The sequence below is a fragment of the Hydrogenophaga borbori genome (assembly GCF_003417535.1).
Classification (GTDB): Bacteria; Pseudomonadota; Gammaproteobacteria; order Burkholderiales; family Burkholderiaceae_C; genus Hydrogenophaga; species Hydrogenophaga borbori.
The window spans coordinates 34,439-59,288 of record NZ_QVLS01000017.1 but is presented as its reverse complement, the minus strand read 5'-3'; the positions used below and the strand labels follow the sequence as shown (position 1 = coordinate 59,288).

The following is a 24,850-nucleotide window of genomic DNA, read 5'->3' as shown; positions in this document are numbered from 1 at the left end:
AAAAACCTCTACCGTTGTTGAGGAGCGGGCTGCGGCGGGCTGGAGAGCACCGACACAAGGCGCACGCAGGCATACACAGTGAACACCACCAGTGCGAGAGCGCCAGGCGCCCAGAAGAGGTAGCGCGGCCAAAGCAGAATCTCGGACGCGGTGCCAGACTCGTAGGCTCGGAAAGTGGCTTCTATACCGGCGATGGAGAAGAAGGTCCCCACGGCGATCATGAGCACCAAATTGACCGCCGTCAGGAGCTGTCGACCGCGCGGCCCCAGCGCATCGATCAGGAACGACACCTTGGGGTAGGCGTCCTCCCGCAGGGCAAACGCCAGCCCCAGCAAGGCGGCGGGAAACAGCAGCAAGGCAGTGGCTTCTGTCACCGTGCCGTCAGGCTTGCCGACGACGTAACGCATGAAAACGCCGTAGGAAATCCAGACGGTCTGCACCACGATGATGATGGCGCCTGCGGCGGCCAGCCAACCGGCCAGCCGCTCCAGGCCCCGTTCAATCGTTGCCAACATGGGCTTCAGAGCGAATACTGCTTGAACAGGGCGCGCACCTTGCCAGCCAACTCAGGCCCGCAACCGGTGTCCACCTCGCCCGTCCACTTGCCGACCACGCTGTCCAGCAGGGCCTTGCGCTTCTCGGCGGTGATCTTGGTCACGGTGCCGCCCTGCTTCACAGCGTCAGCCATGCTCGCGTCCACCCAGGCTTCGTAGCGCGGCTTGAGCCACACCTCGGACTCGGTGGCGGCCGCCTGGAGCGCCTTCTGGTCGGCAGGCGACAGCGCATCGAACTTGCGCTTATTCATCATGTACTGGATGTTGCCGTAGAACAGGTTGGACTGGACCATGTGCGGCATCACGCCCCAGAGCTTCCAGGCGCTGTAGGTGGCCACACCCATGTTGATGCCGTCCACCACGCCGCGCTCGGCCGACTGGAACACTTCCTTGGGCGCAATGAACACCGGCTTGCCACCCCAGGTCTCGATCATCATCGACACCATCGGGCCTATGGAGCGCACGAGCTTGCCGTCGAGCTTGGCCAGGTCGGTGTTGGGATTCTTGAACCACCACTCCTGGTCGTAGGAATAGTTGGAGTTGATGAGCGGCACCAGTCCCGCCTTGTTGGCTTCGGGCGCCATCAAGGCGGCGTAGGCAGCGTCCAGCTCGATCTGCTTCTTCATGTCCACCGCCATCGGGTAGAGCGAGGTGACCCGGTAGCACGGCAGTCGCTTGTCGGCCGACACCCAGCTGATGTCGGCAACACCGCCCTGCATGGCGTCCACGCCCTCGCTCCAGCCGTGCAGGGTGGAGGAGCCAAAGATCTGCACCTTGACCCGGCCAGAGGTCTTGGCATTCACCAGCTCGGCAAATTTCTTGAAACCCTCGTATCGGACGTCAACTTCGTTCACATAGGTGGACAAGCGCAACGTGGTTTGTGCATGGGCAGTGGTGGCCATGACGGCGGCGGCACCCGCCAAAAGGGAATAACGCAGCAGCGTGCGAACCGTGGTCTTTTTCATTTAGATGTCTCCTGTTGATGAACCATGAACAAACCCCGAACCCGATCGTCTGCACCCCTCGGGGGAGCGGCCGATCAGCTGACCTGCGCTGGCTTGAGCCCCAGCGACTCACCGTAGCCGAACAGTGCAACCGACCCTCCGGTGTGCAAGAAGACCACGTTGTGTTTCGGCTGGAAATATCCCTTGCGGATCAGATCGATCAGCCCCGCCATGCCTTTGCCGGAATACACGGGGTCCAGCAGGAGCCCCTCGGTGCGCGCCAGCACTTCGACCGCTTCCTGCATGCCTGGCGTGGGAAGGCCGTAGCCCGGGCCAACGTAGTCGCAATTGGCCACCACCAACTCGCGTGGAACGCCACCGCGCATGCCCATGTGCTCGGCCGTGCGGCAGGCCAGGTCGTGCACCATCGACTCCTGCTTTTCCCGCGGTGCGCGCACGCCGATGCCCAGCAGCTTGATGTCGCTGTTGATGGCATGCAGCCCCGCCACCAGCCCGGCCTGGGTGCCCGAGCTGCCGGTGGCGTGCACCAGATAGTCGATCTTCATGCCCTGCGAAGCCGCTTGTGCCACCAGCTCGAAGGCTGCATTCACGTAGCCCAGCGCCCCCACCGGGTTTGACCCGCCACCAGGGATGACATACGGTCGCAACCCGTCGGCACGCAGTTTCTCGGCCACCTGTTCCATTTCGCGTTGCATGTCGGCACCGCCCGGACGCCGTTCCACCGTGGCGCCGTGCAGGCGATCCAGCAGCACGTTGCCGTTGTCGGTGTAGTCCGGGTCGGTGCTGCCGGTGCGGTCCTCCAGCAGGATGTGGCACTTCATGCCTAGCCGGGCAGCCGCCGCAGCAGTCTGCCGAGCATGGTTGGACTGGGTAGCCCCCTGGGTGATGACCACGGTGGCGCGGGCCGCCACGGCTTCGGCCATGAGGTATTCCAGCTTGCGAGTTTTGTTGCCGCCGGTGGAGAGGCCGGTGCAGTCGTCACGCTTGACCCACAGGCGCGGCCCGCCGAGCAGCGCCGAGAGGTTGCCCATGGGCTCCAGGGGGGTGGGGAAATGCCCCAGACGGATGCGCGGGAAGAGGGAGAGGTCCATCGTTAACTTTCAAAATTTGATGCTTTTGAAAGATGATGTGCCCGGAATAAGAGGGGGTCCAATCGATTTTTCGACTCTTATTTTTCGTTTTCTGCATACTGAGAAAAACGTCAACCCAAACCCTTGCAATTTCGAGACCCGGTGTTTTCGGCGACTTTCGACACCAAAATGGTGTCTGTCCAGCGCGCTCGGCCGATGCCTTGAGAAGCATCGCGGAACGCTCTGCCGCGACGGCCCAAGGGGCTTTGCATGCCGGCGCGATGGACTGTGCTTCCCCGTTGCGGCGTGCCTGTTCAAGCGCGCATGCAATGGCGCAAGAAGCCATTGGCGGTATCGCCCAGCTTCTTCGCCCGGTGCAGCACAATGGATAAGGTGCGCTGCATCGCCGGGAGCGTGGTGTGCAGTTCGACCAGCCACCCTTCGGCAATCGCTTCCTGCACGGCCAGGCGCGACAGGCAGCCCAGACCCAGCCCCGCAGCCACCACACGCTTGACCGCTTCGTTGCTGCCCAACTCAAGCTCGACCTCCATTTGCGTCAAATGGGGAATCAGCCAGCGGTCAGAGGCCTCACGCGTTCCTGAACCAGGTTCACGCAGTACCCACGTGGCCTGGGCCAGCTGTCGCGCACTGACCCGACGCCCCGCCAACGGGTGGTCGGGAGCGGCAACCACCACGATTTCGTCGCTGCGCCACTTGCGCACCGTGAGTTCGGGATGGCTGTGGGTTCCCTCGATGAAGCCCATGTCGGCGCGAAACGACACCAAGCGTTCGAACACGTCGTGCGTGTTGGCGATATCCACCAGCACCCGGCAGTGGGGGTGATCGCTTTTCCACCGCGCAATGAGTTCCGGCAGCAGGTATTCGCCAACGGTGTAGCTGGAAGCAAGCCTTAGCGGTGCGGCGTGCTCGGCCGTGAACAGCATCTCGGTGTCCGCCGCCTGTTCCAGCACCGTGGCCGCACGTGGCAGCAAGGCACGCCCGTTCTCGTTGATCACCAGCTTCTTGCCCACACGGTCGAACAACTGCACCCCCAGCGCCGACTCCAGCTCGCCCAGCGCGTTGCTCGCGGCCGATTGGGATCGGGAGATTTCGTCAGCGGCGGCTCGCGTGGTGCCACCCCGTGCAACGGCCGCAAAAACCTCCAGCTGGCGCAGCGTAAGCCTCAGTCGTTGATCGATTTTTTGGTTCACGGCGAGCGAAATTATCCGATACGCGAATTTGCAGGCTGCCTAGCATAAGCCGATGTTCAAGTTCCTCTCAAGCGATCCGGTGCACAACCCAGCGGCCAGCAGCACGGCCGATACCGAGGTGAAGACGACGACCTGCTACATGTGCGCGTGTCGCTGCGGCATCCGGGTGCACCTGCGCGACGGGCAGGTCCGGTACATCGATGGCAATCCCGACCACCCGCTAAACAAGGGGGTGATCTGCGCCAAGGGCAGCTCGGGCATCATGAAGCAGGTGTCGCCGGCCCGACTCACCCAGCCACTGCTGCGCAAGCCGGGCAGCGAGCGCGGCGAAGGCGTGTTCGAGCCGATTTCGTGGGAGCGCGCTTTCGACATTCTGGAGAAACGGCTGTCCCACCTGCGCGCCACCGACCCCAAGAAATTCGCGCTGTTCACAGGTCGCGATCAGATGCAAGCGCTCACCGGCCTGTTTGCGCGCCAATTCGGCACCCCCAACTACGCTGCGCACGGCGGCTTCTGTTCGGTGAACATGGCCGCCGGCATGATCTATTCGGTAGGAGGCAGCTTCTGGGAGTTCGGAGGCCCGGACCTGGACCACGCCAAGCTGTTCGTGATGATCGGCACCGCCGAAGACCACCACAGCAACCCGATGAAGATGGCGCTGGGAAAGTTCAAGCGCGCGGGTGGTCGCTTCATTTCCATCAACCCCGTTCGCACCGGCTATTCAGCCATAGCAGACGAGTGGATTCCGATTCGACCGGGTACCGATGGCGCGCTGTTCATGGCGCTGCTGCACGAACTGATCGCGCACGATCTGGTTGACCGGCCTTTCTTGCAACGCTTCACCAACGCCCCGCAGCTGGTGGTGCTGGACGAAGGAGAGCGAGAAGGTCTGTTTGCCTTCGATCCTGCCGCCGGTGTGCCGGGCGATGGGCGCAACCCGCACAACAAGCTCGCATGGGACCTGACCAGCGGGCGCGCGATTCAGGCCTACCCCGAAGGCGTGGAAGAGGGCCGATCGCTGGCCCTGGAAGGCCACTACACCTTGCCGGACGGCACCCGGGTGGCGCCGGCGTTTCAGTTGCTGCGCGAACGGGTGAGCCAGCACACACCCGAGTGGGCCGAGGCCATCACCGGCATTGCAGCTGAGCGCATTCGCCAGCTGGCGCGCGAGATGGGTGAGACCGCGCTGCATCAGGCCTTTGAGCTGCCGATTCCCTGGACCGACGCCTGGGGCAAGCAGCACCCAACCACCCAGGCCAGGCCCGTGGCGTTCCACGCCATGCGCGGGCTCGCCGCGCATTCCAACGGCTTCCAGACGGTGCGTTCACTGGCGGTGCTGATGAGCTTGCTCGGCACCATCGACGCCCCTGGCGGCTTCCGCCACAAGGCGCCCTATCCGCGGCACATCGTTCCCAATTACCGGGCCTTCAACGACCCGGACATGATCAAGCCGAACACGCCGCTCAACGCCGCGCCGCTCGGGTTTCCAGCAAACCCCGAAGAACTGGCGGTGCGCGCCGACGGAACGCCCCTGCGCATCGATCACGCCTTTTCCTGGGAGCATCCACTGTCGGCCCACGGACTGATGCACAACGTGATCACCAATGCCGTCCGGGGGGATCCCTACAAGATCGACACGCTATTGATCTTCATGGCGAACATGGCCTGGAACTCCACCATGAACACCATGGAGGTGCGCAAGAAGCTCAACGCGCGCGGCGAAGACGGCGAGTACCTGATTCCGTTCCTGGTGGTGTGCGATGCCTTCCAGAGTGAGACCGTGGCCTTTGCCGACCTCGTGCTGCCCGACACCACCTATCTGGAGCGGCACGACGTGATGAGCATGCTCGACCGACCGATTTCCGAGTTCGACGGACCGGTGGACTCGGTACGCGTTCCCGTGGTGGAGCCCACCGGCGAGTGCAAGCCATTTCAGGAAGTGCTCATCGAGCTGGCTTCGCGCCTGAAATTTCCGGCCTTCACGAACGAAGACGGCTCGCGCAAGTTCAAGGACTACCCCGATTTCGTGGTCAATTTCCAGGCCCAGCCCGGTGTGGGCTTCCTCATGGGATGGCGGGGCAAGGACGGCACCCAGCATCTGCGCGGCGAGCCCAACCCAAACCAGTGGGAGATGTACGCGAAGAACAACTGCGTGTTCCAGCACCACATGCCCAAGGACCAGCAGTACATGCGCAACTGGAACCGGCCTTATCTGGACTTCGCCAAGGAGAAGGGCTGGCGCCAGAAGAACGACCCGGTGCAGCTGGCCATCTATTCCGACACGCTGCAAACGTTCCGGCTGGCCGCGCAAGGCAAAAGCAAAGGCCGACAGCCGCCAGACCACCTGCGCGAACGCATCGCCACTTATTTCGACCCGCTGCCGTTCTGGTACGAACCGCTGGAAAACGCGTGTGTGGACACCCAGCAGTTTCCGTTGGCCGCCATCACCCAGCGGCCCATGGCGATGTACCACTCCTGGGATTCACAGAACGCCTGGCTGCGCCAGATCCACAGCCACAACTACCTGCACGTGAACCCCGTGACGGCCAGAGCGGCCGGCGTGGAAGACGGCGGCTGGGCCTGGGTCACAAGCGCCTGGGGCGAACTGCGCTGCATGGTGCGCCACAGCGACGCAGTGGAACCCGGAACTGTGTGGACCTGGAACGCGATCGGCAAGGCGTCTGGCGCGTGGCAACTGGCGCCTGGAGCCGATGAGTCGCGCAAGGGATTTCTGATGAACCACCTCATCACGGAGGAGTTGCCGTTCGCAGGCGGCCAGATCAGCAATTCGGACCCGGTCACCGGTCAGGCCGGCTGGTACGACGTTCGCGTCAACCTCCGGCCCGCCCAGCCCGAAGAACCGGCCGCGAGCTTTCCACAGGTGCGGACGGTGCCAAGCGTTCCGGGTCTGCTGCGCAGTGGCCGCCGGGTCATGACCCACATCCTGTCGAAAAAGCCATGAGCCAACACCCGAACGAACCCCAGACGCTGGCGATTCAGCTCGCCTTGGTCATCGACCTCAACGTGTGCGTGGGCTGCCATGCCTGCGTGACCTCGTGCAAGGAATGGAACACCTCGGGGGCTGCGGGTCCGATGACCGACCAGGGCGCCTACGGTGAGCAGCCGACCGGTACATTCTTCAACCGGGTGCAAACCTTCGAGGCCGACAGCTATCCCAACACGCAGACGGTGCACTTCCCGAAGAGCTGCCTGCATTGCGAAGAGCCCCCCTGCGTGCCGGTGTGTCCCACCGGTGCCAGCTATAAGCGCAAGAGCGACGGCATCGTGCTGGTGGACTACGACAAGTGCATTGGCTGCAAGTACTGCAGCTGGGCCTGCCCTTACGGCGCCCGCGAGTTCGATGAAGAGCGCAAGGTGATGACCAAGTGCACCCTGTGCGTGGACCGCATCTACGACGAACTGCTCCCGCCGCAGGACCGAAAGCCCGCCTGCGTGAAGGCCTGCCCCACCGGCGCGCGGCTGTTCGGCGATGTGAAGGACCCGGATTCAGAGGTGTCACAGGCGATCCGGGAGCGCGGTGGCTACGCCCTCATGCCCGAATGGGAGACCCAGCCCGCCAACCAGTACCTGCCCCGGCGGGTGACAAAGCAGCCCGCGCCCGATGCCATTCGCGCGGAAAAGGATCGACTGTGAAGCCGGCGCTGTCCATCATCCTGTTCACCACCATCGCCGGCACCGCCCAGGGGCTTATGGTGGTGCTGGCAGTGACTACCCTGGCCAACCAGCCGCCAGTCGAAGCGCTGCTGCCCATGCTGTGGACGGCCACATGCATGCTGGTGCTGGCGCTCGTTGCCTCCTTCTTCCATCTCGGCCATCCGATGCGCGCCTGGCGCGCGGTCCTGATGTGGCGCACCTCATGGATGTCCAGGGAGGTCATCGTGCTGCCGGCGTTCATGGCGCTGGCGGGCGGCTGGGCTGTGTGGGCGACGCTGGCGGAGCCTCCCACTGCCGCGGCCGCCGCACCGTGGCTGGCGGCGCTAGTCATTCCGGGTGCCTTGTTGCTGTGGTACTGCACCGCGATGATCTACGCCTGCATCCGGTTCGTGCAGGAATGGGCTCATCCACTCACCGTTGTGAATTACACGCTGCTGGGCCTGGCCTCGGGCCTGGTAGCGTCGGGTACGCTGGGCGCGCTGGCAGGCGACAGCGCATTTGCATCCAGCGTGACGGGCTGGTCCATCGCCACGACTGCACTGGCCTGGTTCACCCGGGGGCTTTCGCTGCGCCGCAACGCTCGTCTCAAGCCAAAGTCCACGCCACAGTCCGCCACGGGCATCCAGGCGGCGCGCGTTGTGCAGAAGTCGATGGGCATGACCGGTGGCTCGTTCAACACCCGCGAGTTCTTTCATGGCGCCACAGCGCAGGTCATGCGCAAAACGCCCCTGGCCTTCCAGGCGCTGGCCTTCGGCATTCCGTTGTTGCTGCTGGGGTGGGCATGGGCCACCAGCTCCCCGCCCATCTGGCCTTTGGCGTTTGTTTCGCAGGCCGCAGGGTTGCTGCTCGAGCGCTGGTTCTTTTTTGCGCAGGCACGCCACCCACAGAACATCTACTACCAGGCCGTGTCGTGAAATCGATGCTGCCGTTCACCCGGTGGATCCCAATGTGACAGCAAAGGGAGGTGCTGCGGGCAGACCTCATCGCGGGTCTTCCCCCTTCAAAGATCAACCTGGCATTCTTGTGGTTGCTCGTGCGACGGGTTTCCTCTGTGAGTGCCGAAGCGTCGTAGCTCCAGTTTCCCAGATGCCGTCGGGTGAACAGCCGCCACGGAAGTGATCGATTTTGCGTGTTAGCGAAAGCAGGAATATGCGTACCGCCAATTCGGCGCTAACTATATGCAGTTCAAAATGAGCGCTGACCTCCAACCGACCGTCCGTCTGCCATTTGAGCCTTGCGAGGCCCAGGCGTTGACCTGGCTGCCGCTGGCAGTGCGCTACAAGCTGGATCAGGCATCGCTCAAGCTGCCTCTCAAGGCCTGGCAGAGGCTGCCGCGCAAGCACCGCGAACGGCTGCTTGCACTGCCGCCCGGTTCGGCATTTGAGGCACAAGCGGTCTCTGCGGGCGCATTCCACAAGCCGTCACGGGAGCGGATCCCCAGTGCCTTCGTGGACTACGTTTCACGTAAGGTCCGCGAGAAACACGCCAGTATGTTGCAAGCTTACCCAGAACAGTGCGCACAATCCGAGCCTTGCTGAAGTCGATGATCCATGGCGTGTCCGTAGCGCATTGCGAGCTTTACTACCAAGGCTCGTTTGCGATCGACCATGATTTACCCGAGGCCGCCGAGATCCCCGAGAACTAATAAGGCCAGGCTTGGGATGTCGATATTGGCCAGCGGTTCGTTACTTATGCGATCCGGGGCCAGCGCGCCATCGGCGCCATTTCAGCCAATGGCTATCTGTCGAAGCCGAGCGAACCCTTCGCTCGGCCCACTGCAAACTGATCTGTTTCAATTTGCCTCGATACCCATGACCCGCTGGCAGCGCCTGTTCCCCTTCCTGCAATGGCCGCGCCCGGACGCGGCCTTGCTGCGCGGCGAAGCCCTGGCCGGCCTCACGGTGGGTCTGATGGTGATTCCGCAGGGCGTGGCTTACGCCGCGCTCGCGGGCATGCCGCTGATCACGGGCATCTACGCGGCGCTGCTGCCGGCGCTGATCGCGGTGCTGTTCTCGGCCTCGCCGCGCCTGGCGGTGGGCCCCACGGCGCTGACCTGCCTGCTGGTGAGCGCCTCGCTCACGCCCCTGGCCACGCCCGGCAGCGCCGAGTGGGTGCAACTCGCGATGTGGCTGGCACTGCTGTCGGGTGCGCTGCAGGTGCTGCTGGGGGCGGTGCGTTTCGGCTGGCTGCTCAACCTCGTCAATTCGCCGGTGCTCATGGCCTTCACGCAGGCGGCAGCGGTGCTCATCCTCGCCTCGCAGGTGCCTGCGCTCACGGGATTCCGCAGCTGGCATGCCATTGCCGAAGGGGCGGGCTGGCATGCACCGGGTCTGGGCTTCGGTCTGGCCGCGCTGGCCGCGTTGGTGGCGGCTCGTCGGTTGCGTCCGGGCCTGCCCTCGGTGCTGGCGGTGGTGCTGATCAGCGCCGGCATCAGCCACGCGATCGGCTTCGAGGCCGGGGGCGGCGCCGTCATCGGCGCGCTGCCACAGGGCCTGCCGGCGCTCTACCTGCCCGCGTGGCCCGGCTGGGACCGTTTCAGTGCACTGCTGTTGCCCACGTTGATGATCACGCTGGTGAGCTTCCTGGAGACCGCCAGCAGTGCCAAGGTGGACAACGGCCGGCGTGGCGTGCGCTGGGACCAGGACCAGGATCTGATCGGCCAGGGCCTGGCCAAGCTGGCCTCGGGCCTCACCGGTGCCATGCCCACCAGCTCCTCGTTCTCGCGCTCGGCGCTCAACCTGTACGCGGGTGCGCGCACCGGCTGGGCCACAGTGTTCTCGGTGGCCGTGGTGCTGATCGCGCTGCTGGTGGCCATGCCGCTGCTCTACCACGTGCCGCTGGCGGTGCTGGCGGCCATCGTGGTGCTGCCCATCTGGGGGCTGCTGCAGCCGCGCAGCTTCACGCGCTTGTGGCGTCTGTCGCGCGTGGAGGCGGTCATTGCGGCCAGCACCTTCGTCATCACACTGCTGGCAGCACCGCGTCTGTACTGGGGCGTGCTCGCGGGCGTGGTGATGGCACTGAGCCATTTCCTCTACCTGCGGCTGCACCCGCGCATCATCGAGGTCGGCCTGCACCCCGACGGCAGCCTGCGCGACCGCCACCTGTGGGAGCTGCCGCCACTGTCGCCGAAGCTCTACGCCCTGCGCATGGACGCCGCGCTCGACTTCGCCACCGCCAGCGGCTTCGAGCGCGCCATCGCCGAGCACCTGCAGGCCCACCCCGACACCGAAGGCGTGATGCTGATCGCCCACCCGATCAACTGGATCGATGCCACTGGCGCCGAGGCCTTCGGCCGCGTGCGCGAGCAACTCGACGACCGACGCATTCACCTGCACCTGGTGGGCATCAAGCTGCCGGTGGAATCGGTGCTGCGCCAGGCGGGTCATCTGGGCGAAAGTGAGCGTTTGCACGTCTATCGCACTGAGGGCGATGCACTCCAGGCCTTGGCAGAGCCGGGCTGACCGCTGCCGCGGCTGTCGGTGAACTGCCCGGTTTCTTTGGCCCAATAGACTTTAAGAAGATGGCTTCCAACTAGCGAGGGGCCCATGAAGAAGCGGCGATTCACTCAAGGACAGGTGGTCACGATCCTGCGAGAAACAGCTCGCACCAGAGCGGACGAGGCCCTGTGGGCTGCTGTCGGTTGCGTTGACACGTGAGGCGCTCAAACGTGGGGGAATTGATTCTTGTAGCACGAACGTGATACATTGCTGGCATGCGATCCGCCGCACTTCCTGCCGTCCGAATCACGCCTGAGCTGAAGCAACAGCTGGAGGATGTGCTCGCCGATGGAGAGACCGTCAGTGCCTTGGTCGAGCGCGCTGTGCGGGGGGAGATCGAGCGCCGCGTCATGGAGGGTGAATTCCACCGGCGCGGGATGGAGGCGATTGAACGAGTCGAGGCCGGCGGCATGTACCTCACTGCAGAGGATGTGCTCGGCAAACTCGAGGCGAAGCTGCGACGCGCAAAAGAGAGCCGCACTCGCCGGTGAGAACGGTCATCCTCTCGCCCGAGGCCAGTGAAGACCTCGAACGTTTGTACGACTTTGCACTCGAGCGCGAGATGCAGAGCGCAACGCCAAACTTCGACGTGCCGGAACGCGCCGTGGCAGCGATCGCCAGCGCGTTGCACGCGTTGGCGTTGAATCCGTTCATGGGCCGTAAGGTCCGCAGCCAGTTCGAGCGCGAGATCGTGATCTCGTTCGGGCGCACGGGCTATGTTGCTTACTACAAGGTCACGGAAGCCGCCGTCATCATTGGCGCGGTACGACATCAGCGCGAGAGCGACTACCACTGATCTGCCTTGTATAAAAGGGCGATACCTACGCGGCCCCTTGCTGGGCTCAGACGCCCTCGCGAGAAGCACGCAATTGCGGCCCTGTCTGCCCCCACCAAATCTGTATCCACCTCAGGTCGACGGCAATTCTCGTACGGGAGCGCCAAGCAGCGTTCGACCCTTCCCCCTGGCAATGGCGACAAGCATCTCGAGTGGTGTTCTCGAATGTGCGTGCTGAACCAGGCGGGCGGCTTCATCGCGGGTCAGATCCATTAAGCGAAGAAGCAGCTTTCCTCCGCTGGGTTGCATGGGGGTCGACATGATCAGTTGAAGCATGAACCCCATGCTGTTCAGATTAGGTATTCCGCGGACCACGCAGGGCTGGCTCCAGACTGGGATGTCAGATGCTCCATGATCCGCCAGTTCGAAGCGCTCGCCGTCAATTTCCACCTTCTCCATGGAAGGCGGCAGTACCGCTTCTGTCGCTCGCGAGATCTCGTCTGCCGTCGCGATCGGCACGAGTCCCCTCGTCGGATCGTTGGTCATGCGCCTCGCGGCTGTGGAAAGTACGGGACGATCAATGATTGCGATCTCGTGGTCCTGACATATCGCACGCAAACGATTCCGCCACTCCGCCACGTCTTTCTCGAAGACCTCGTCCCCCAATAGGCAAACATTGCCCTCGAGGAGCATGGGCATCAAGGATTGCTGTGCGACTTCTCGGCAGACCAGCTCCACGCTTAGGGCTCCTTCCTGAGTGGTGAAGCGGAAATCGAGACAGGTGAAGAACAGCGCACCTTGCTCCTGGAGCATGACGGACACCTGATCCACCCACAGTCTTGCGGCATGCGCCTGTTGCTCCGCAGTTGAGCCTGTCACGATCTCGGAGTCGTAGAGGGGCCGATGCACCGCAATCGTCTCATTGCGAAGCGCGCGCTTCATTTCACGCGACATTGCGCTGCTCCCGCAACAGTTCCGCCTTGAGATACGCCCCAAGGAACAACCCGGCAAATCCCTGCATCGAATGGGCGCTGCCATCGTGATCGGCATCCACAGAGCCTTGGGCACCCCTTGAACGAACCGACAAGTACATGGGTGGTCGGCCACCGCGCGATGTCATCGCGCGAAGCTGCACATCGATGCCAAGCTCATGACGAATTTTGGCGAGCGCGTGCCTGGCGTTGTGCTGGGTGTCGGCGGTGTCGCTCACGTAGTGAAGATGCAACGATGACAGGTTCATGCCGCTCGCGCGTATGACGCGTACCAAGGCGATGAAGGCTGGATCCGCGACGTCCACAGGCAGGTAGGTGTCGCAACCCATGGATTCAAGAACGTAGTCGCCTGCGTTCACAACGTCATCATCGCTCGCATGGCGATCCAGGTAGGCCATCAAGCGTTGCCACTTTTCGGAAAGCGCCGCCCGTATTACCGGCTCCCAGTGATTTGCCACGAGCCATGCCGCCTTGTTCTTCTCCAGCCTGCGGGGTGACACCACCGCATGAGCAGAACGACTCACCAGCCAGAGCTCCTGAAGTACACGAGCCCAGTCTGCGGCGCCGATACCGGCCAGCCTCGCGATGTCCATTGCACGCTGATCCGCGTTCTGGTTTGAGCTCGCCAACATCACCAAGCATTGCAGGAGAACCCGCGTTGTCAGCTCACGCGGGCGATAGCCGCCCAGGGGCGATATCGGTTCCTGAAGCGAAACGCCGAACACCTCGTCGGCACCTCGTAGTGGCAACTGCGTGGCGTATCCCTGAACTTCCTTCAAGAGCAGACGCTGGCCTTCTGCATCACGAGCCTTCGCGCCAGCACGCGAGAGCTTCTTTCTCAGACTGGCATCCGACTTCAGGAGAAGCGACTTCACCGATGCGTGGCTGCGAGAGGTCCATGCGGCGGCCGACTGCGTGCAAATCAGGCCATCTTCGCGTAGCTGCTGGTCAACCCGCACCCGAATGCCTTGGCCGAACTGGTGCGTGTAGGTTGTGAACATCAAATCGTTGGCCGCGTGGCCGAGCTCGTTGGCTCGCTTGTCGAACGGGTTTTCCTGCAGTGAGCCAAGGGTGCAGAAGTCTGTGTCGTTGCCGAAGGTGACCCAGGAGTGGCGCAGGTCGTGGGGCACCGATCGCGAATCACCGGTGGCGCACTTCAGAAGAACTGATGTCCACATGCGGATTTCGCTCTCGTACCAGATCGCGTACGGCTGGTGCGGGTCGGCGAACAGCAGATCGTTACGCTCGGCCAGCTGCGAATTGAGCTGTTGTCGTTCGTCTGGAGGCAACTCCAGCAGTCGTGCTGGGTCTTCGGCCCGCAAGATCATGGTCAGGCCATGGCGGCTGGCAAGGTACTCCATCAAGTAGCGGATCACACGCGGGTCTTCCGTGTACGTGAGTCGACGGCCTTCCTTGGTTTTGACCCTGGGGTCTGAGCGCGTCGGATTCACGGCTACCTGCAGCCGGTCCCCAGTGAAGTGGAAGTTTTCAAGGCGCAAGCGCAACGCTTCGCCCATGCGAAAGCCACACTCTTTGGCGAGACCAATCAGCAGGCGTGTCATCGTGAGCGCCGGGCCCTGCTCGCCCCGGCTGATGTGCTCGTCCACCCAGTCCATTGCGCGACTGCATTCGTGCGGGAAGATGACTTGTGCACGCACCGCGATGGAGCCAGATCGCTTCTGAACTCGCTGCAGCTGCGCGGGCTCAATGACCTCCTGAAGAACGAGCAGGTCAAGGATCGCTTGACCCACCGCGCGCACAGAGGGTTTGTTCGAATCCTCGACGCTGGCGTGTACGTCCTCGATGCGCCGAACCAGTTCCTTGACGTCGAGGTTCACAAGATCCATGTCCTGCACAGCGACGAACAGCCTCTTGGCTGCACCCGAAAAATATCGGCTGATGCTGGACATGGCCAGGTGTTGCTCATGTACCCAGTTCAATGCCACCAGGTGCAGCGTCCTTGGCCAGTGGTGTGAATCAGCCATCCGAAGGTGCAGGGCCCTGAGTTCACGTGTGACGGCGGTGCGAGCTTCGGCTGTGCCGCTGCCCGCGTGGGTGGCCCGTACGATGTCATCCACCAGATCGGCGGCGCGATCCCGTTCTGTGGTCGATCCACTTGCCAAGCCTTTGGCATGCAGCGGGTGTCGTAGGCGAGCTTGCGCAAGCTTCGTCTCGCTGATCGCCAGGGCCTCCTCGGTCTCCAGGTCGATATCCCGTGTTACGAGTGCGAGCTGCGTTGCTTCTCGGGCAGCCGCGCTCGGATCGAGCGCCGACATCCTGATCTGACCGACAACATGTCCGCGCAGCGCACCAGGCAAGCAGGTGACGGCATGGACCTGCGCACTCGCAAGCAGTCCCTCCCAGTGCCTGGGCAGGTTTCGCTTTTCGGGGTGCTGATCCATTGCCGATAGCAGTTCGGCAATGGACTCCTCCAGGGACTGCCATGCGACCACTTCGCTGGTAGCGATGTGGGTGAAGTCGCTGATCGTGCGCTCGTCGTAAACGGGCCGGGTTGCGACGCTGGGAGCTTTCGCATCGCCTGCGGATTCGTCGGTCGGTTGTGGAACAACCCAACGGATTGATGGTCGATCCTGATATCGATGGATTCTCTGCAAAGCGGCGTACGCATGCGGAACGTCCTCCGGTCGAACCACCATGTCGAAGCCCACAAGGCAGCCCAGCGCGAGCGCGCTCGGGGATAGCAGGGGAGAGGCATCCAGCAGAAAGGCTTGGAAGTGCTTCAGGGGCCGTGGTGAACCCAAGACCGTTGAGGCATTCAAATGGCTGCGCTGGTGTCGCTTGTTGTTTGTGCTCATGGCGTACACCTGATCAGGCCTTGCGCAGCCCGGTGGCCATGCCCAACCCCAGCTTCGCGATTTGCTGCATCTGCAGCGTCCCCACCTCATTCGTTAGCTGTGCAATGCTGACGCCGGCATAAACCGACATTGGGCTGTTGCCGGCGACGATGTGGCGCATGAACAGATCGATCGCCTTGTCCGAGCAGCCCGCGCGGTGCAGTTGGCTACACCAGTAGTGGCGGCCGACGTTGTCCTCGCAGCGCAACAAGGGCGGCAGAACGTCCCAGGTGGTTTTGCTGTTGGCAGGCCTTACACCATTCTTGTAGATGCGAAACAGCGCGGGGACGGGTTTGTGCTGAACCACCTCGGCAAGGTGCGCCATCACTTCGACGCCGACGGTGGTCTTGCCTGCCTGGGGATCTCGCTGGTAGCGGCCGAGTAATGCAGCGCAGTGGGCGTACCAGTTCGCGAGCAGATCGCGCACCAACGGAGTCAGGACGGCGAAACGGCTTCCGGTCTTGTCCGGATCTGACTTGTCTGTCAGCGTGAGCATCTCGCCGTCTGGCAATGCCGAGTCAGCGTTCAGTTCGTACTGGGTTGACGAGCGCAGACCCAGCAAGAAGCTCAGAGCCATGGCGGTGAAGTCGGCGTAGGTGTTGTGAACGTCGATGGCGGTGGACAATGACATACGCTTGTGCCACGATGGCTTCTAGCCGCTTGACCTTTCCTGCGAAGGCCTTGCGCCAGTACTTCCCGACGCCCAGTGCGCGGAGATCGGTTGCCGTCTCTGGTTCTTCGTGACCCGGCGCGGGTATCTTCTTGAGGTCGCGACGCAGCAGCTTCAGGTAGTCCACCTGCAGGCGTCGGCCTTGCGCCAGTGCCAAGGCGAGCTCCGCGCCAAGCGCCACAGGGATCTCAAGGCAGCGAGGATCCAGCTCTGTGCACAGCGCCCAACCCCCGTGAGTGCCCAGGCGCCCGGTCATGTGCGCGAGCGGTGTGCCATCCAATGGGATCTGGAGCTTGGCGTATGCGGCTAATTGGCAGGCCAGTTCGAATTGGCGAACCTCCGTGTCTCGATAGAATTCATGCTCGCGAGCGAAGGCCACCAACGCGCCGCTCATGGCGTGAATTACCCGGCCGAAACTGGGCTGATCGGACGGCACATCAATGCAGCCAAGCAGCTGTTGGGAAAACCCCTTGAGTTCGGGCGGTAGGCCGGTAAAGAATTCGTCTTGTGGACTTGGGACAGATTTCAGGAATCCAGGGTGTGACACGTTGGGATCTCGCGACTCTTGTTTGTCGCTTACCTAATCCCTGCCCATCAGAAGATTCGAACTGCGACTACTCAATAGCTGCCGCGTGAAATCCATCACATTCCAGTCTGGCCGTCCTGATGAGGAGCTTTGCGCGTCAGCTCCATACAAGATATGCGAGAAGTGGGGTTGTCGCCAAAGGTTCCATGGGTCGTACTCAGCCGAAATTGTAATTACGATATCTCTTTCACAATCAACAACTTGCGTGTGAGTTTAGTTTTTGCCCGGGAATGAATCAGGCCCTTAGCCATTTTTATTATTTCCATGGGTGAATGTGCAGGTTCCTGTCCTTTCTGAAACTAGAACCTGGGCGAGGCGACGAACGGCATTGGCGATGACGTCAAAAACCCTTAAGGCGATGTGGGTAATATGGAGTGGTGAGCCCGAAGCTTCACGGTGGGTTATGGTCGCCGCAAGTACATGTATCGCTGGGTCAGCTCTCAGGGTTTTTGCAGCGAGTTTGTGACAAGCGAAGTGTTGTAGTCATTGGCAGGCACCATCTGACGTCACAAGAGAGATGTGCTAAGTTATTGATCTGATTGATCAGCACTGACGAATCCTGATTAATGCATCTCGATATCGCTGTATCTACGCAGCGATTGCATGGGCTCCGAAGCCGAGGGTCGTGGGTTCGATCCCCGCCAGCCGCGCCAAATCAATGACTTACGCTCGTCCAAGCGTGGGTCGAACATGTAGTTGAGGCGCGTTCTCCCTGGCAGCGCGCTGTTCGTGGGCCAGCTTGGGCATTGAGGTGATGGTCTTCGGGCTGCTGCGCGGTTTGCTGTGGCCCGCAACTGGCCCACTGCTGGCCCAGCGGAATCCGCGTGCTGTGGTTTTTCCTCGGGGAACGACCATCGCTCTTTAGCCCAAGAGGCAGGCCTAGGTGGTCGCCTTAGAGCGTTACAGGCTGGGAGAACCACCGTTTTGTCGAAGACCGTCCTCGCGATGCTCGGGCAGAAGTCAGGACCTACCACGTCCTCCGCGCTGGCCTGTCACTTCACTTCAGTTGCGGTTTTTCAGCGACCAGTGGCGTGAACATCCCGGCCCGACGAATTCCTTCTTTTGATGTGCTGGTGCCATGGCTCCGGACGTCGCGGTGGTATTCCCCCTCCCTGGTTAATTATCTCTACCCACGGGCATTACGATGACTGCATCACGACTGGGGGGGGAAAACTGTGCGAACCAACGACAACGGCGAAAGCGGGTCAGTTGCCCTGTACTGGGACTTCGAGAATCTCCACGCCGGCCTCATTGAGGCCAAATACGGCGAAGGTGCGTATGCGAAGCAAGACAACCGCTTCAAGGTTCAAGAGCCTTTAATCGATGTCCAGGCCTTGGTTGAACTCGGCGCCTCGTTCGGGCCGGTCGCCATCAACCGCGCTTACGGCAACTGGCAGTACTTCGGTCGGTACCGCGATGCCTTGCTTCAGGGCTCGGTCGAGCTGATCCAGCTATTTCCGCCGGGGGCTTCCGCAAAAAATGGCGCCGACATCAAGCTCTGCCTCGATGCCACCGAGGATCTCAGCCGTTTCGCTCACATCAGGACAGTCATCGTCGTGGGCGGAGACAGCGACTACATGCCCGTTGCGCAGAAGATTAAGGCCGCTGGCCGCACACTGATCGGCATCGGCAACCGCAAGAACACCAACAAGCACTGGGCCAAGAGCTGCCACGAATTCCGCTTCTACGACAGCCTCATCGAGCCGGAGACCCTGGTCGACAGCAAGAAGGGCGATGCTCCCGAAGCTGCCACCACACCTCCGGCTAACCCCGCCGCCGACCTGCTACGCCGTGCCCTTCACCTGCTGTCCGAATCCACGGGTGAACCCTGGGTGAACAAAGCCAACGTGCTGCCACTGATCAAGCGGCTCGACCCCACCTTCGACCCTAAAGACTTCGGCTACGCCGGATTCGGCGAAATGCTCAAGGCCCTGGAGGCGATGGTCGAGGTGCGAAAGAGCGAAGACGCCCACCACCTGCGGCTGCGGCGCTAGGGCAGGCGTGCCCGCAATAAACGGGATACCGAGTACGGCGTAAACAGCGAGCGTGGCTACACCATGCACGAACACCTCGACGAGGTGGGCGTCATCCACATGAACGGGCGGCTGTACGATCCGCTGATCGGGCGCTTCATGAGTGGGGACCCGTTCATCCAGAGCCCGGGCAACCTGCAGAGCCACAACCGCTACGCGTATGTGCTCAACAACCCGCTGGCGTATACCGATCCCAGCGGGCACTTCTTCTTCGAATCCGTTTTCCTCAATATCCTCACCGCGCTTGTGTTGCCCGAACTGGGCGAGCAGCTTGGCTTGTGGGACGCAGATGTCACCCGCCTTCTGCAGGGCTTGGGCGTGGGATTCGTCACCGGGCAATGGGCGTTGGCGCTGGAGGTTGGCCCAGTGGCCGCGGGCGCCATCGGCGGCTTCAGCGGCAGCCTCACGGCCACGCGCGGCAACCTTCACGCAGCCGTGGCGGGCGGGCTCACCGGGGCGATGTTCGGCTTTGTGGGGGGGCTCGAGCTCCGAGGCTGGAGTCTCTACGCCGGGCATGCCCTAGTGGGCTGTGTGAGTGCAGTAATCAGCGAGGGTGACTGTGGTGTGGGCGCCAGCAGTGGGCTCTTTGGCAAATGGGTAACGGTCAACACTGCGGGGCTCGATCCGCTGCTACAAGGCATTGCCACTACAGTAGCCGGCGGCGTGGCTGCCGAACTTGCCGGCGGCAAGTTCGCCAATGGCGCGATGACGGCGGCTTATGGATACCTATTCAATGAAATGCTTTCCACCAAAAAAGGTACAACATTTAAGAGCTCGGGCAAATTTTATTCGGGCGTAGAAACTTTCGATGATTCTCGCCATGGACTTTATCGCGACCCCTTAACTCCCGAAGAGAATGCGCGCAATGTAGAGGGAATTAAGTTGATTGCCATGTCCAACCCATTGGGAAGAGGGGTATTGACGTTGATGGATGGCATCACGATTGTTGAAGGGGCTCGAAGTGAGAGGTACGACGACGCACTGACCACAGGTGCAGGCTTTCTGTCTAGCCAGGCTATTGAAGCTGCATCGAACTCTGGACGAGTTGGGGCATACTCAGGTTGGTTGGTTGAGAAGGCCACCGCTGCAAGATCTTGGTTTCCTCCATATGGAGAACAAAGGAATCCTCATGCACCTCCAAAATAGGTTGATCCGAGTTTTCAAGTACTTTTGCTCATTGTTTTCCGCGGTAGTTCTCGTTAATCTAGTGTTTTTCTCTAGTTTGGAAAAGATGGGTCGAGTTATTGCCATTGCACTATGCTTCTTCATCGCGCTTTACTTTGGCATGAGGTTACTTGCAAGACGCTCAGCTTTGGGGTTGTGTTCGGTGCCTGCTGACGATCTTCGGGAAAGCATTCACTACTGCGATGGGGTTTCGCTGGCGCTGTTGATTCTCCTATTCACGCTATAGTCGAAATGGCCTCGCCGACATTCTCACAAGATTTCGCTTGGGCCAGTGCTTTCATAGCCACGGCTTTGCCTCTTTCATTTCCACACAGAGTCAAGGCCAAGCACCAGTCAGCCGTGCCCATTTACTAGCACCACCCCAGCCGTTAATCGCTCCCGTCGCTTTAGGAAATGAAGTAGCCCGAGTCATCGGACATTTGATGCGAGACTTAAATTTAATTCGCCGCATAAGGTTGCATGCTGCTTGGACCGTTTCGAAACACGCCCGTCGATCCAAAGGCCGGCTATCACCAAGTCCCTGTTGCTGTGATTGCATTGCCGAATTTGCGTAATTTTGCCTCGCGCAGAGCTGTGTTGATCGCACTTATGCCGGTCGGTGCAATGCTATTGGTTCTTGGCGTGGTCGGGCAGCAGCGCCAGCGTGCATTAGTGGAGCAGCTCCAATTGTTGCAAGCCCGCACGGAACCGCAATATGCCCCTGAGGTTGCCGAGACCGAGCCGCTCAACACGACCTCTATCGGGACCCCAGAACAACGCATAGACGGGCTGTTGCGCATGGCGACCGCGCAAGGGCTGCATTTGCGAACCTTTGCGGTAAGGCGTGAAGTAGGGTTTGGTGCCGAACAATCCCCCTTGCAAGTCGACTGGCTGGCGCAGGGGCCGTACCTCGTGTTTCGACGCTGGCAGGCCCAGGTTCAACATGCAGATGCCGGGATGGCCTTACAGAGGCTGCAAATTCGGCCATTGGTAGGCGGCGAAGGTTACGACGCGCGCATCGAGGCGCGCATGACATGGGCCATGTTGCTGGAGCCGCCCGCTGAGGCGGTGGCTCGTCCCAATCTGATGAAGGCTGCGCGTGACCCATTTGCGCCCGTGGTCGCGCCTGCGCCACCACCGCCGCCGCCCGTGCCGGCAGTGGCCATGGCGCCAACGGCTCCTCCGGCTGCATTGCCCAGTCTCACATTTGTTGGCCGCATGAGAGCACCCGATGGTTCGACGTCGGTGTTGGCCCAATGGAGCGATGGGAGTTTGGCCACCCTGCGCAAGGGTCAGGCAGCCGGTCAGGGGTTCGTCGTGGATCGCTTGGGGGATACGAGCGTGGAGTTGGTCAACCCCTTCACGCAAGCACTGATCCAGCTGGTTCTCCCGCCGGAACCGAGATTCGAAACGCGGTAGCGTTGATGCCGCGAGTGGCGGCGTGTGACTGGAGGTAGTTGTGCAATTGACGGGAGGGAAGAACGCGATGATCGGATGTCGCCGCATCACGGCTACGTACTCGCTGACGGCCTGGATGATCTTTCCTTCGGCCGGGGACAGTTCCGACACGTCAAGCCCTGTCTTCTCTGCGATCAGGGCGCGACCAAGCTCGGTGCCCTTCACCTTGATCGCCTCAGCGACCTCGTCGTCGAGTCGGCCGCGCTCACGAGCGTTGGATTCGAACTGCTTAAGGTCGTCCCAGTTGGCAATGCTGTTGATGATGCGGCTGACTTCCTGGTTCATCTCTATGTGGTGCTCATTTGTGGTGGCAGGATGCCAAACGCGGCGGTTGTGGTGCTTAGCCCGCTTGATGGATGATGGACCACACCGAGAAGCAGACCAAGTGCCACGCTAGTGCGAGTCGGCTCGAGAGACGTGTTAGGCCTGACTGCGCCGGGCGGAGACTAGTTCTTGACTGATTGATTGCAGTACGGATGAGTGAGCGCACAGTTCTCTGCGCTTCCGACGCCGCCTTCTCGCACGCGAGTTCCGTGGTCATAAGAGACCGACTTGGCGACGTCAAGGTAGCCTCGACAGATTGGGCACTTGAGTGCGCTTGAGAGCGCCGAGCGGATGAAGACTCCACTCTTCGTATCGTCAGTGAACTCTTTGACTGACTTCGTGGCAGTGCCAGTTAGGATCTTCCCAGTGAAGCCTGTTGCAGTAACGATGTAGTCTTCTGTGATAGGTTCACCTTCGAGAAGGCCACTGACTAGCGAATCTAGCAGTGACTGAAAGCGGTCAGTTCGACGGTAGCTCTGAACCCGCTGGAGAATGATCGAGATTAGATCTTTGTTGTCGACCAGCACGCGCTCCAGTTCTGAGCGCACCTTTGTGAACTTTCCAAAGTAGCCGGAATCGTTGTTGGCGAGCTTTTGAGCAAAGAGGCCTACCGTGCCCATAAACATGGGGCTCGAATGTCTGCCGGTTGGGCCATAGAAGTAGACGGCAGGGTGCAATCCGAGGCTGCCCTTGTCATTTCCTGTTAGCCGCTGCATGAGAGACAGCGTCTTGTTTAATGTCCTTAGCGTCTCGGCTCCCGTTGTGTCGTCCTTCGTCTTGTCAATCGATTTTGGCGTACCGAGGTGGTCCCTCGTCGCGATCAGGTTCAGTTCGATGAGCGCCTCAAGCGCAGTCCGAACACCGCGCGGGCCACCGAGCGGTAGGTCAAGCGTCTTCACCGGACGAGTTACCTCGGGCTCGAACAGGGTTTCATGCAAAAAGCTAGCCTTCTCCTCAATTTCCCGCTGCGTGGACTCCGCAAACTTTGACCAGTACTTATGACCCTGGGTGGCCACGGGAAGACCGTCGAGGTCGCAGTGGCCGTGGGCGGCCTTTACGGCGATGGAGTCCTCGTGGGGGGGCAGCGTGCCGGCCTTTTCCCTGGCCGGATTGTTCTGCGCGGCCTCTGCTCGCCGCAGTCCAGTGCTCGGCGGCTCGATCGCGATATTGGCGTTGACCAGCATGTGGCGCGCCCGGGCGGCGTCTGCCTCGGTGAAGATGAACCGGTTTCCAATGTGCTGACCCATGCCGTAGTGCTGGCCGAGTGACCTCGAGGTAGAGGAGGCCGCCTTCTGCCCCGAGCCCTTGGCCACCAAGTCCTGCAGGAAGGCGATCTCGTGGGCGGTGTAGCTCATGAGTTCAGCGACGCCACGCCTGAAGTCAGGGGGGTGGTTGCGTGACGATTGGTCGGGATTTGGGCGTAGGCATCCGTGAAGAAGTCGTTGAACTCGCCGGGTGCACGAGCCCGAGCGAGGACTTCGACCTGCAGCCCGGCGGAGGCGATCTGCGCGCAGGCGTAGAGCAACCATTCCTCGTCAGTCACCGAGTCTTCCAGGTCATAGGCCTCCCCGTGGCGCTCACGCCATTGCAGGAGGGACGCGGTTTGCGGGTCGTTGATTGCAGGGTTGGCCCGTATGAAGTCAACGTATGCATCGATGAGTTCATCGATCGGCTCGACGACGGGCTCGACCGTCTCCTGCGAGGTGGCGAGGACCTCGGGCGACTCGATGACCTCGGGCTTGGGCGCTCTGGTGATGGGAGGAAGGCGCTTGGCCGCGGAGAGCACGCCTTCGGTGACTACGGGGTCGTTGTCTGCGACGTCCACGTTCCAGGTGGTGAGCAGACCTTCCGGGGTGGCCAGCTTGGCAGCGACCTCCGGCTTCACATCAAGCTCGAAACCCTCGCTCATCCGGTTCTTGGACAGCCACAAAGCCACGTTGGCCAGGTTTCGCTGGGGCTGCTCCATCTGGCGCAGTGAGAACAGGTTCTTAGACACCACGCGCTGGATGTCGCCGATACGTGCGGTCCAGTCGGCCAGACGGGAGAGGACGCGCACGTTGAGCAGGCGACGCACCTCAGGCAGGTGCAGGCCGATCGCTTCGTTCGCCATCTCCTGAACCCGCGCGTCCAAGGTCACGATCTGACGACTGAAGCGGCCGATCTCCTTGTAGTAGAAACCGTTCTCCCGGATCTTGCCCGCGACGGACTCGACGTCACCGAAGTTCGTCGTCACCTTGGCGCCCAGCATCAGCAGGTTCTGGTCCATGAGGAAGCCGATTCGCACCACCGCCTGGTCCAGCCTGTCCATGGCCCGATCCGCATCGCGAACCGATCCTTCACGACGGAAGTCGCGCAGGCTGTCGAAGTCTTGGCGCAGCTGCCGGATGGGCGGATCCAGTTGCGCGAGCTGACGGAACGCTCCGTAGCTGCTGACGACGTAGTCGCCGATGAACTCGCGAAGCAATGGGTTGAGGTAGTACGTGTCCTCGTCCACCGGCATGAGCGCGCGCATGCGGATGAGGGTCTCAATTCCCTTGTTGCGCTTGCCACCGGTGGAGACTGGGCCGCGGATTGCCTCACTCACCAGGTCGCTGTGGTCCGACAGCGCCTTGAGCAGCTGCTGGATCGGGTTGAGCGGCTCACTCACCCGAGGCTCCCTTGAGGCCGCCATCTGCCGCGGCGGCGCGAAGCAGATCCACCTGGCCATCCTGGTCGTCGTCTTCGGCGGCATCCGCATCGGGCAGAGCGGTGTCGGTGAGTTCGGGAACGTTCTCAACTAGGTACTGCATGACGGCATGCAGATGATCGACCTTGCCCGTTATCTGGTAGGTCTCCGTGGAGGCGTTGGAGACCACTAGGTAGCCTTCAGCGCGCAGGCGATCGAGCATCTTGCGCAATAGCTCGTTGTTGGAGAGGCGCCAGGGCATGAGAGCGCAAAGCGTGAAAACGGTGTCCAAGCCGGCGCCTCGAAAAGGAAGGGCCGGGCAGGGAATGGTGAGCCCAAGACGGCCGGCGTGGACA

The 24,850-nt window shown here is 61.7% G+C and carries 21 protein-coding genes and 2 pseudogenes; 12 read left to right on the top strand and 11 right to left on the bottom strand.

Going from position 1 to position 24,850, the window contains the following annotated elements:
* Positions 1 to 8: 8 nt before the first annotated feature.
* From DY262_RS20495 to DY262_RS20480, 4 genes are all read right to left on the bottom strand, one after another.
* The gene (locus DY262_RS20495; RefSeq protein ID WP_220377581.1) at positions 9 to 512 is read right to left on the bottom strand and encodes a TRAP transporter small permease; all 504 of its coding nucleotides are present in this window, start codon (positions 510 to 512) and stop codon (positions 9 to 11) included.
* 8 nt (positions 513 to 520) lie between these two features.
* On the bottom strand, positions 521 to 1,519 hold the full coding sequence (gene dctP / locus DY262_RS20490) for a TRAP transporter substrate-binding protein DctP (RefSeq protein WP_116960922.1): 999 nt from the start codon (positions 1,517 to 1,519) through the stop codon (positions 521 to 523).
* Between the two features lie 74 nt (positions 1,520 to 1,593).
* On the bottom strand, positions 1,594 to 2,610 hold the full coding sequence (gene cuyA / locus DY262_RS20485; protein WP_116960921.1) for a D-cysteate sulfo-lyase: 1,017 nt from the start codon (positions 2,608 to 2,610) through the stop codon (positions 1,594 to 1,596).
* 293 nt (positions 2,611 to 2,903) lie between these two features.
* A complete protein-coding gene (locus DY262_RS20480) occupies positions 2,904 to 3,800 on the bottom strand; it encodes a LysR family transcriptional regulator (RefSeq protein ID WP_116960920.1) in 897 nt (298 codons plus the stop codon).
* A gap of 52 nt (positions 3,801 to 3,852) precedes the next feature.
* Between DY262_RS20480 and DY262_RS20475 the strand changes: the two genes are divergently transcribed.
* From DY262_RS20475 to DY262_RS20440, 8 genes and pseudogenes are all read left to right on the top strand, one after another.
* Positions 3,853 to 6,762 (top strand): molybdopterin oxidoreductase family protein, encoded by a 2,910-nt coding sequence (locus tag DY262_RS20475; RefSeq protein ID WP_116960919.1) that lies wholly within the window; start codon positions 3,853 to 3,855, stop codon positions 6,760 to 6,762.
* A complete protein-coding gene (locus tag DY262_RS20470) occupies positions 6,759 to 7,454 on the top strand; it encodes a 4Fe-4S dicluster domain-containing protein (RefSeq protein ID WP_116960918.1) in 696 nt (231 codons plus the stop codon). Before DY262_RS20475 ends, DY262_RS20470 begins: the two co-directional genes overlap by 4 nt.
* Positions 7,451 to 8,389, top strand: coding sequence for a dimethyl sulfoxide reductase anchor subunit family protein (locus DY262_RS20465; RefSeq protein WP_116960917.1), 939 nt, complete (start codon positions 7,451 to 7,453; stop codon positions 8,387 to 8,389). The genes DY262_RS20470 and DY262_RS20465 overlap by 4 nt, the downstream gene beginning before the upstream one ends.
* A gap of 276 nt (positions 8,390 to 8,665) precedes the next feature.
* Complete coding sequence (locus DY262_RS20460; RefSeq protein WP_181936583.1) at positions 8,666 to 9,013, top strand: nitrate reductase associated protein; 348 nt, start codon at positions 8,666 to 8,668, stop codon at positions 9,011 to 9,013.
* Between the two features lie 5 nt (positions 9,014 to 9,018).
* Positions 9,019 to 9,213, top strand: a pseudogene (locus DY262_RS20455) (aspartate 1-decarboxylase); the annotation flags it as partial.
* 73 nt (positions 9,214 to 9,286) lie between these two features.
* Positions 9,287 to 10,936, top strand: a complete 1,650-nt coding sequence (locus tag DY262_RS20450) for a SulP family inorganic anion transporter (RefSeq protein ID WP_116960916.1) — start codon at positions 9,287 to 9,289, stop codon at positions 10,934 to 10,936.
* A 251-nt stretch (positions 10,937 to 11,187) separates the two neighbouring features.
* Positions 11,188 to 11,463, top strand: a complete 276-nt coding sequence (locus DY262_RS20445) for a YlcI/YnfO family protein (RefSeq protein WP_009520589.1) — start codon at positions 11,188 to 11,190, stop codon at positions 11,461 to 11,463.
* Positions 11,460 to 11,768: a type II toxin-antitoxin system RelE/ParE family toxin gene (locus tag DY262_RS20440; RefSeq protein ID WP_245981137.1), complete on the top strand. Its 309-nt coding sequence runs from the start codon at positions 11,460 to 11,462 to the stop codon at positions 11,766 to 11,768. Before DY262_RS20445 ends, DY262_RS20440 begins: the two co-directional genes overlap by 4 nt.
* 111 nt (positions 11,769 to 11,879) lie before the next feature.
* Here DY262_RS20440 and DY262_RS20435 read toward each other — a convergent pair whose 3' ends face one another.
* From DY262_RS20435 to DY262_RS21700, 4 genes are read right to left on the bottom strand one after another with little or no spacing between them, the layout of a single operon-like run.
* The gene (locus tag DY262_RS20435; RefSeq protein ID WP_147326294.1) at positions 11,880 to 12,701 is read right to left on the bottom strand and encodes a hypothetical protein; all 822 of its coding nucleotides are present in this window, start codon (positions 12,699 to 12,701) and stop codon (positions 11,880 to 11,882) included.
* On the bottom strand, positions 12,691 to 15,555 hold the full coding sequence (locus DY262_RS20430) for a site-specific integrase (protein ID WP_181936582.1): 2,865 nt from the start codon (positions 15,553 to 15,555) through the stop codon (positions 12,691 to 12,693). The genes DY262_RS20435 and DY262_RS20430 overlap by 11 nt, the downstream gene beginning before the upstream one ends.
* A gap of 13 nt (positions 15,556 to 15,568) precedes the next feature.
* Positions 15,569 to 16,171 (bottom strand): hypothetical protein, encoded by a 603-nt coding sequence (locus DY262_RS20425; RefSeq protein WP_147326293.1) that lies wholly within the window; start codon positions 16,169 to 16,171, stop codon positions 15,569 to 15,571.
* Positions 16,113 to 16,811, bottom strand: coding sequence for a hypothetical protein (locus DY262_RS21700; RefSeq protein WP_147326292.1), 699 nt, complete (start codon positions 16,809 to 16,811; stop codon positions 16,113 to 16,115). Before DY262_RS21700 ends, DY262_RS20425 begins: the two co-directional genes overlap by 59 nt.
* A 1,214-nt stretch (positions 16,812 to 18,025) precedes the next feature.
* Here DY262_RS21700 and DY262_RS20415 point away from each other — a divergent pair.
* From DY262_RS20415 to DY262_RS21690, 4 genes and pseudogenes are all read left to right on the top strand, one after another.
* Positions 18,026 to 18,844 carry an NYN domain-containing protein gene (locus DY262_RS20415; protein ID WP_116960911.1) on the top strand — a complete coding sequence of 273 codons (819 nt, stop codon included), beginning with the start codon at positions 18,026 to 18,028 and terminating at the stop codon, positions 18,842 to 18,844.
* A gap of 42 nt (positions 18,845 to 18,886) precedes the next feature.
* Positions 18,887 to 20,029: pseudogene (locus DY262_RS20410) on the top strand (RHS repeat-associated core domain-containing protein); the annotation flags it as partial.
* Positions 20,030 to 20,527: 498 nt separating this feature from the next.
* Positions 20,528 to 21,466, top strand: coding sequence for a hypothetical protein (locus DY262_RS21695; protein ID WP_147326291.1), 939 nt, complete (start codon positions 20,528 to 20,530; stop codon positions 21,464 to 21,466).
* Between the two features lie 75 nt (positions 21,467 to 21,541).
* Complete coding sequence (locus DY262_RS21690; protein ID WP_147326290.1) at positions 21,542 to 21,865, top strand: hypothetical protein; 324 nt, start codon at positions 21,542 to 21,544, stop codon at positions 21,863 to 21,865.
* An 86-nt stretch (positions 21,866 to 21,951) separates the two neighbouring features.
* Here the strand turns inward: DY262_RS21690 and DY262_RS20405 are convergent, their stop codons facing one another.
* Genes DY262_RS20405 through DY262_RS20395 form a run of 3 tightly spaced genes read right to left on the bottom strand, consistent with a single transcriptional unit; the run spans position 21,952 to position 24,786 of the window.
* The gene (locus tag DY262_RS20405; RefSeq protein ID WP_116960909.1) at positions 21,952 to 23,184 is read right to left on the bottom strand and encodes a hypothetical protein; all 1,233 of its coding nucleotides are present in this window, start codon (positions 23,182 to 23,184) and stop codon (positions 21,952 to 21,954) included.
* Positions 23,181 to 24,476, bottom strand: a complete 1,296-nt coding sequence (locus DY262_RS20400) for a hypothetical protein (protein WP_147326289.1) — start codon at positions 24,474 to 24,476, stop codon at positions 23,181 to 23,183. The genes DY262_RS20405 and DY262_RS20400 overlap by 4 nt, the downstream gene beginning before the upstream one ends.
* Complete coding sequence (locus DY262_RS20395) at positions 24,469 to 24,786, bottom strand: hypothetical protein (protein WP_116960907.1); 318 nt, start codon at positions 24,784 to 24,786, stop codon at positions 24,469 to 24,471. Before DY262_RS20395 ends, DY262_RS20400 begins: the two co-directional genes overlap by 8 nt.
* Positions 24,787 to 24,850: the final 64 nt, after the last annotated feature.

Excerpts from the sequence above, each read along its gene's own strand:
- DY262_RS21695 (WP_147326291.1), top strand. The coding sequence starts at position 20,528 with ATGCTGCTTGGACCGTTTCGAAACACGCCCGTCGATCCAAAGGCCGGC.
- DY262_RS20425 (WP_147326293.1), bottom strand. The coding sequence starts at position 16,171 with ATGGCTCTGAGCTTCTTGCTGGGTCTGCGCTCGTCAACCCAGTACGAA.
- DY262_RS20450 (WP_116960916.1), top strand. The coding sequence starts at position 9,287 with ATGACCCGCTGGCAGCGCCTGTTCCCCTTCCTGCAATGGCCGCGCCCG.
- cuyA (WP_116960921.1), bottom strand. The coding sequence starts at position 2,610 with ATGGACCTCTCCCTCTTCCCGCGCATCCGTCTGGGGCATTTCCCCACC.
- DY262_RS21690 (WP_147326290.1), top strand. The coding sequence starts at position 21,542 with ATGTCGCCGCATCACGGCTACGTACTCGCTGACGGCCTGGATGATCTT.
- DY262_RS20475 (WP_116960919.1), top strand. The coding sequence starts at position 3,853 with ATGTTCAAGTTCCTCTCAAGCGATCCGGTGCACAACCCAGCGGCCAGC.
- DY262_RS20405 (WP_116960909.1), bottom strand. The coding sequence starts at position 23,184 with ATGAGCTACACCGCCCACGAGATCGCCTTCCTGCAGGACTTGGTGGCC.
- DY262_RS20435 (WP_147326294.1), bottom strand. The coding sequence starts at position 12,701 with ATGTCGCGTGAAATGAAGCGCGCGCTTCGCAATGAGACGATTGCGGTG.
- DY262_RS20445 (WP_009520589.1), top strand. The coding sequence starts at position 11,188 with ATGCGATCCGCCGCACTTCCTGCCGTCCGAATCACGCCTGAGCTGAAG.
- DY262_RS20460 (WP_181936583.1), top strand. The coding sequence starts at position 8,666 with ATGAGCGCTGACCTCCAACCGACCGTCCGTCTGCCATTTGAGCCTTGC.
- DY262_RS20470 (WP_116960918.1), top strand. The coding sequence starts at position 6,759 with ATGAGCCAACACCCGAACGAACCCCAGACGCTGGCGATTCAGCTCGCC.
- DY262_RS20430 (WP_181936582.1), bottom strand. The coding sequence starts at position 15,555 with ATGAGCACAAACAACAAGCGACACCAGCGCAGCCATTTGAATGCCTCA.
- dctP (WP_116960922.1), bottom strand. The coding sequence starts at position 1,519 with ATGAAAAAGACCACGGTTCGCACGCTGCTGCGTTATTCCCTTTTGGCG.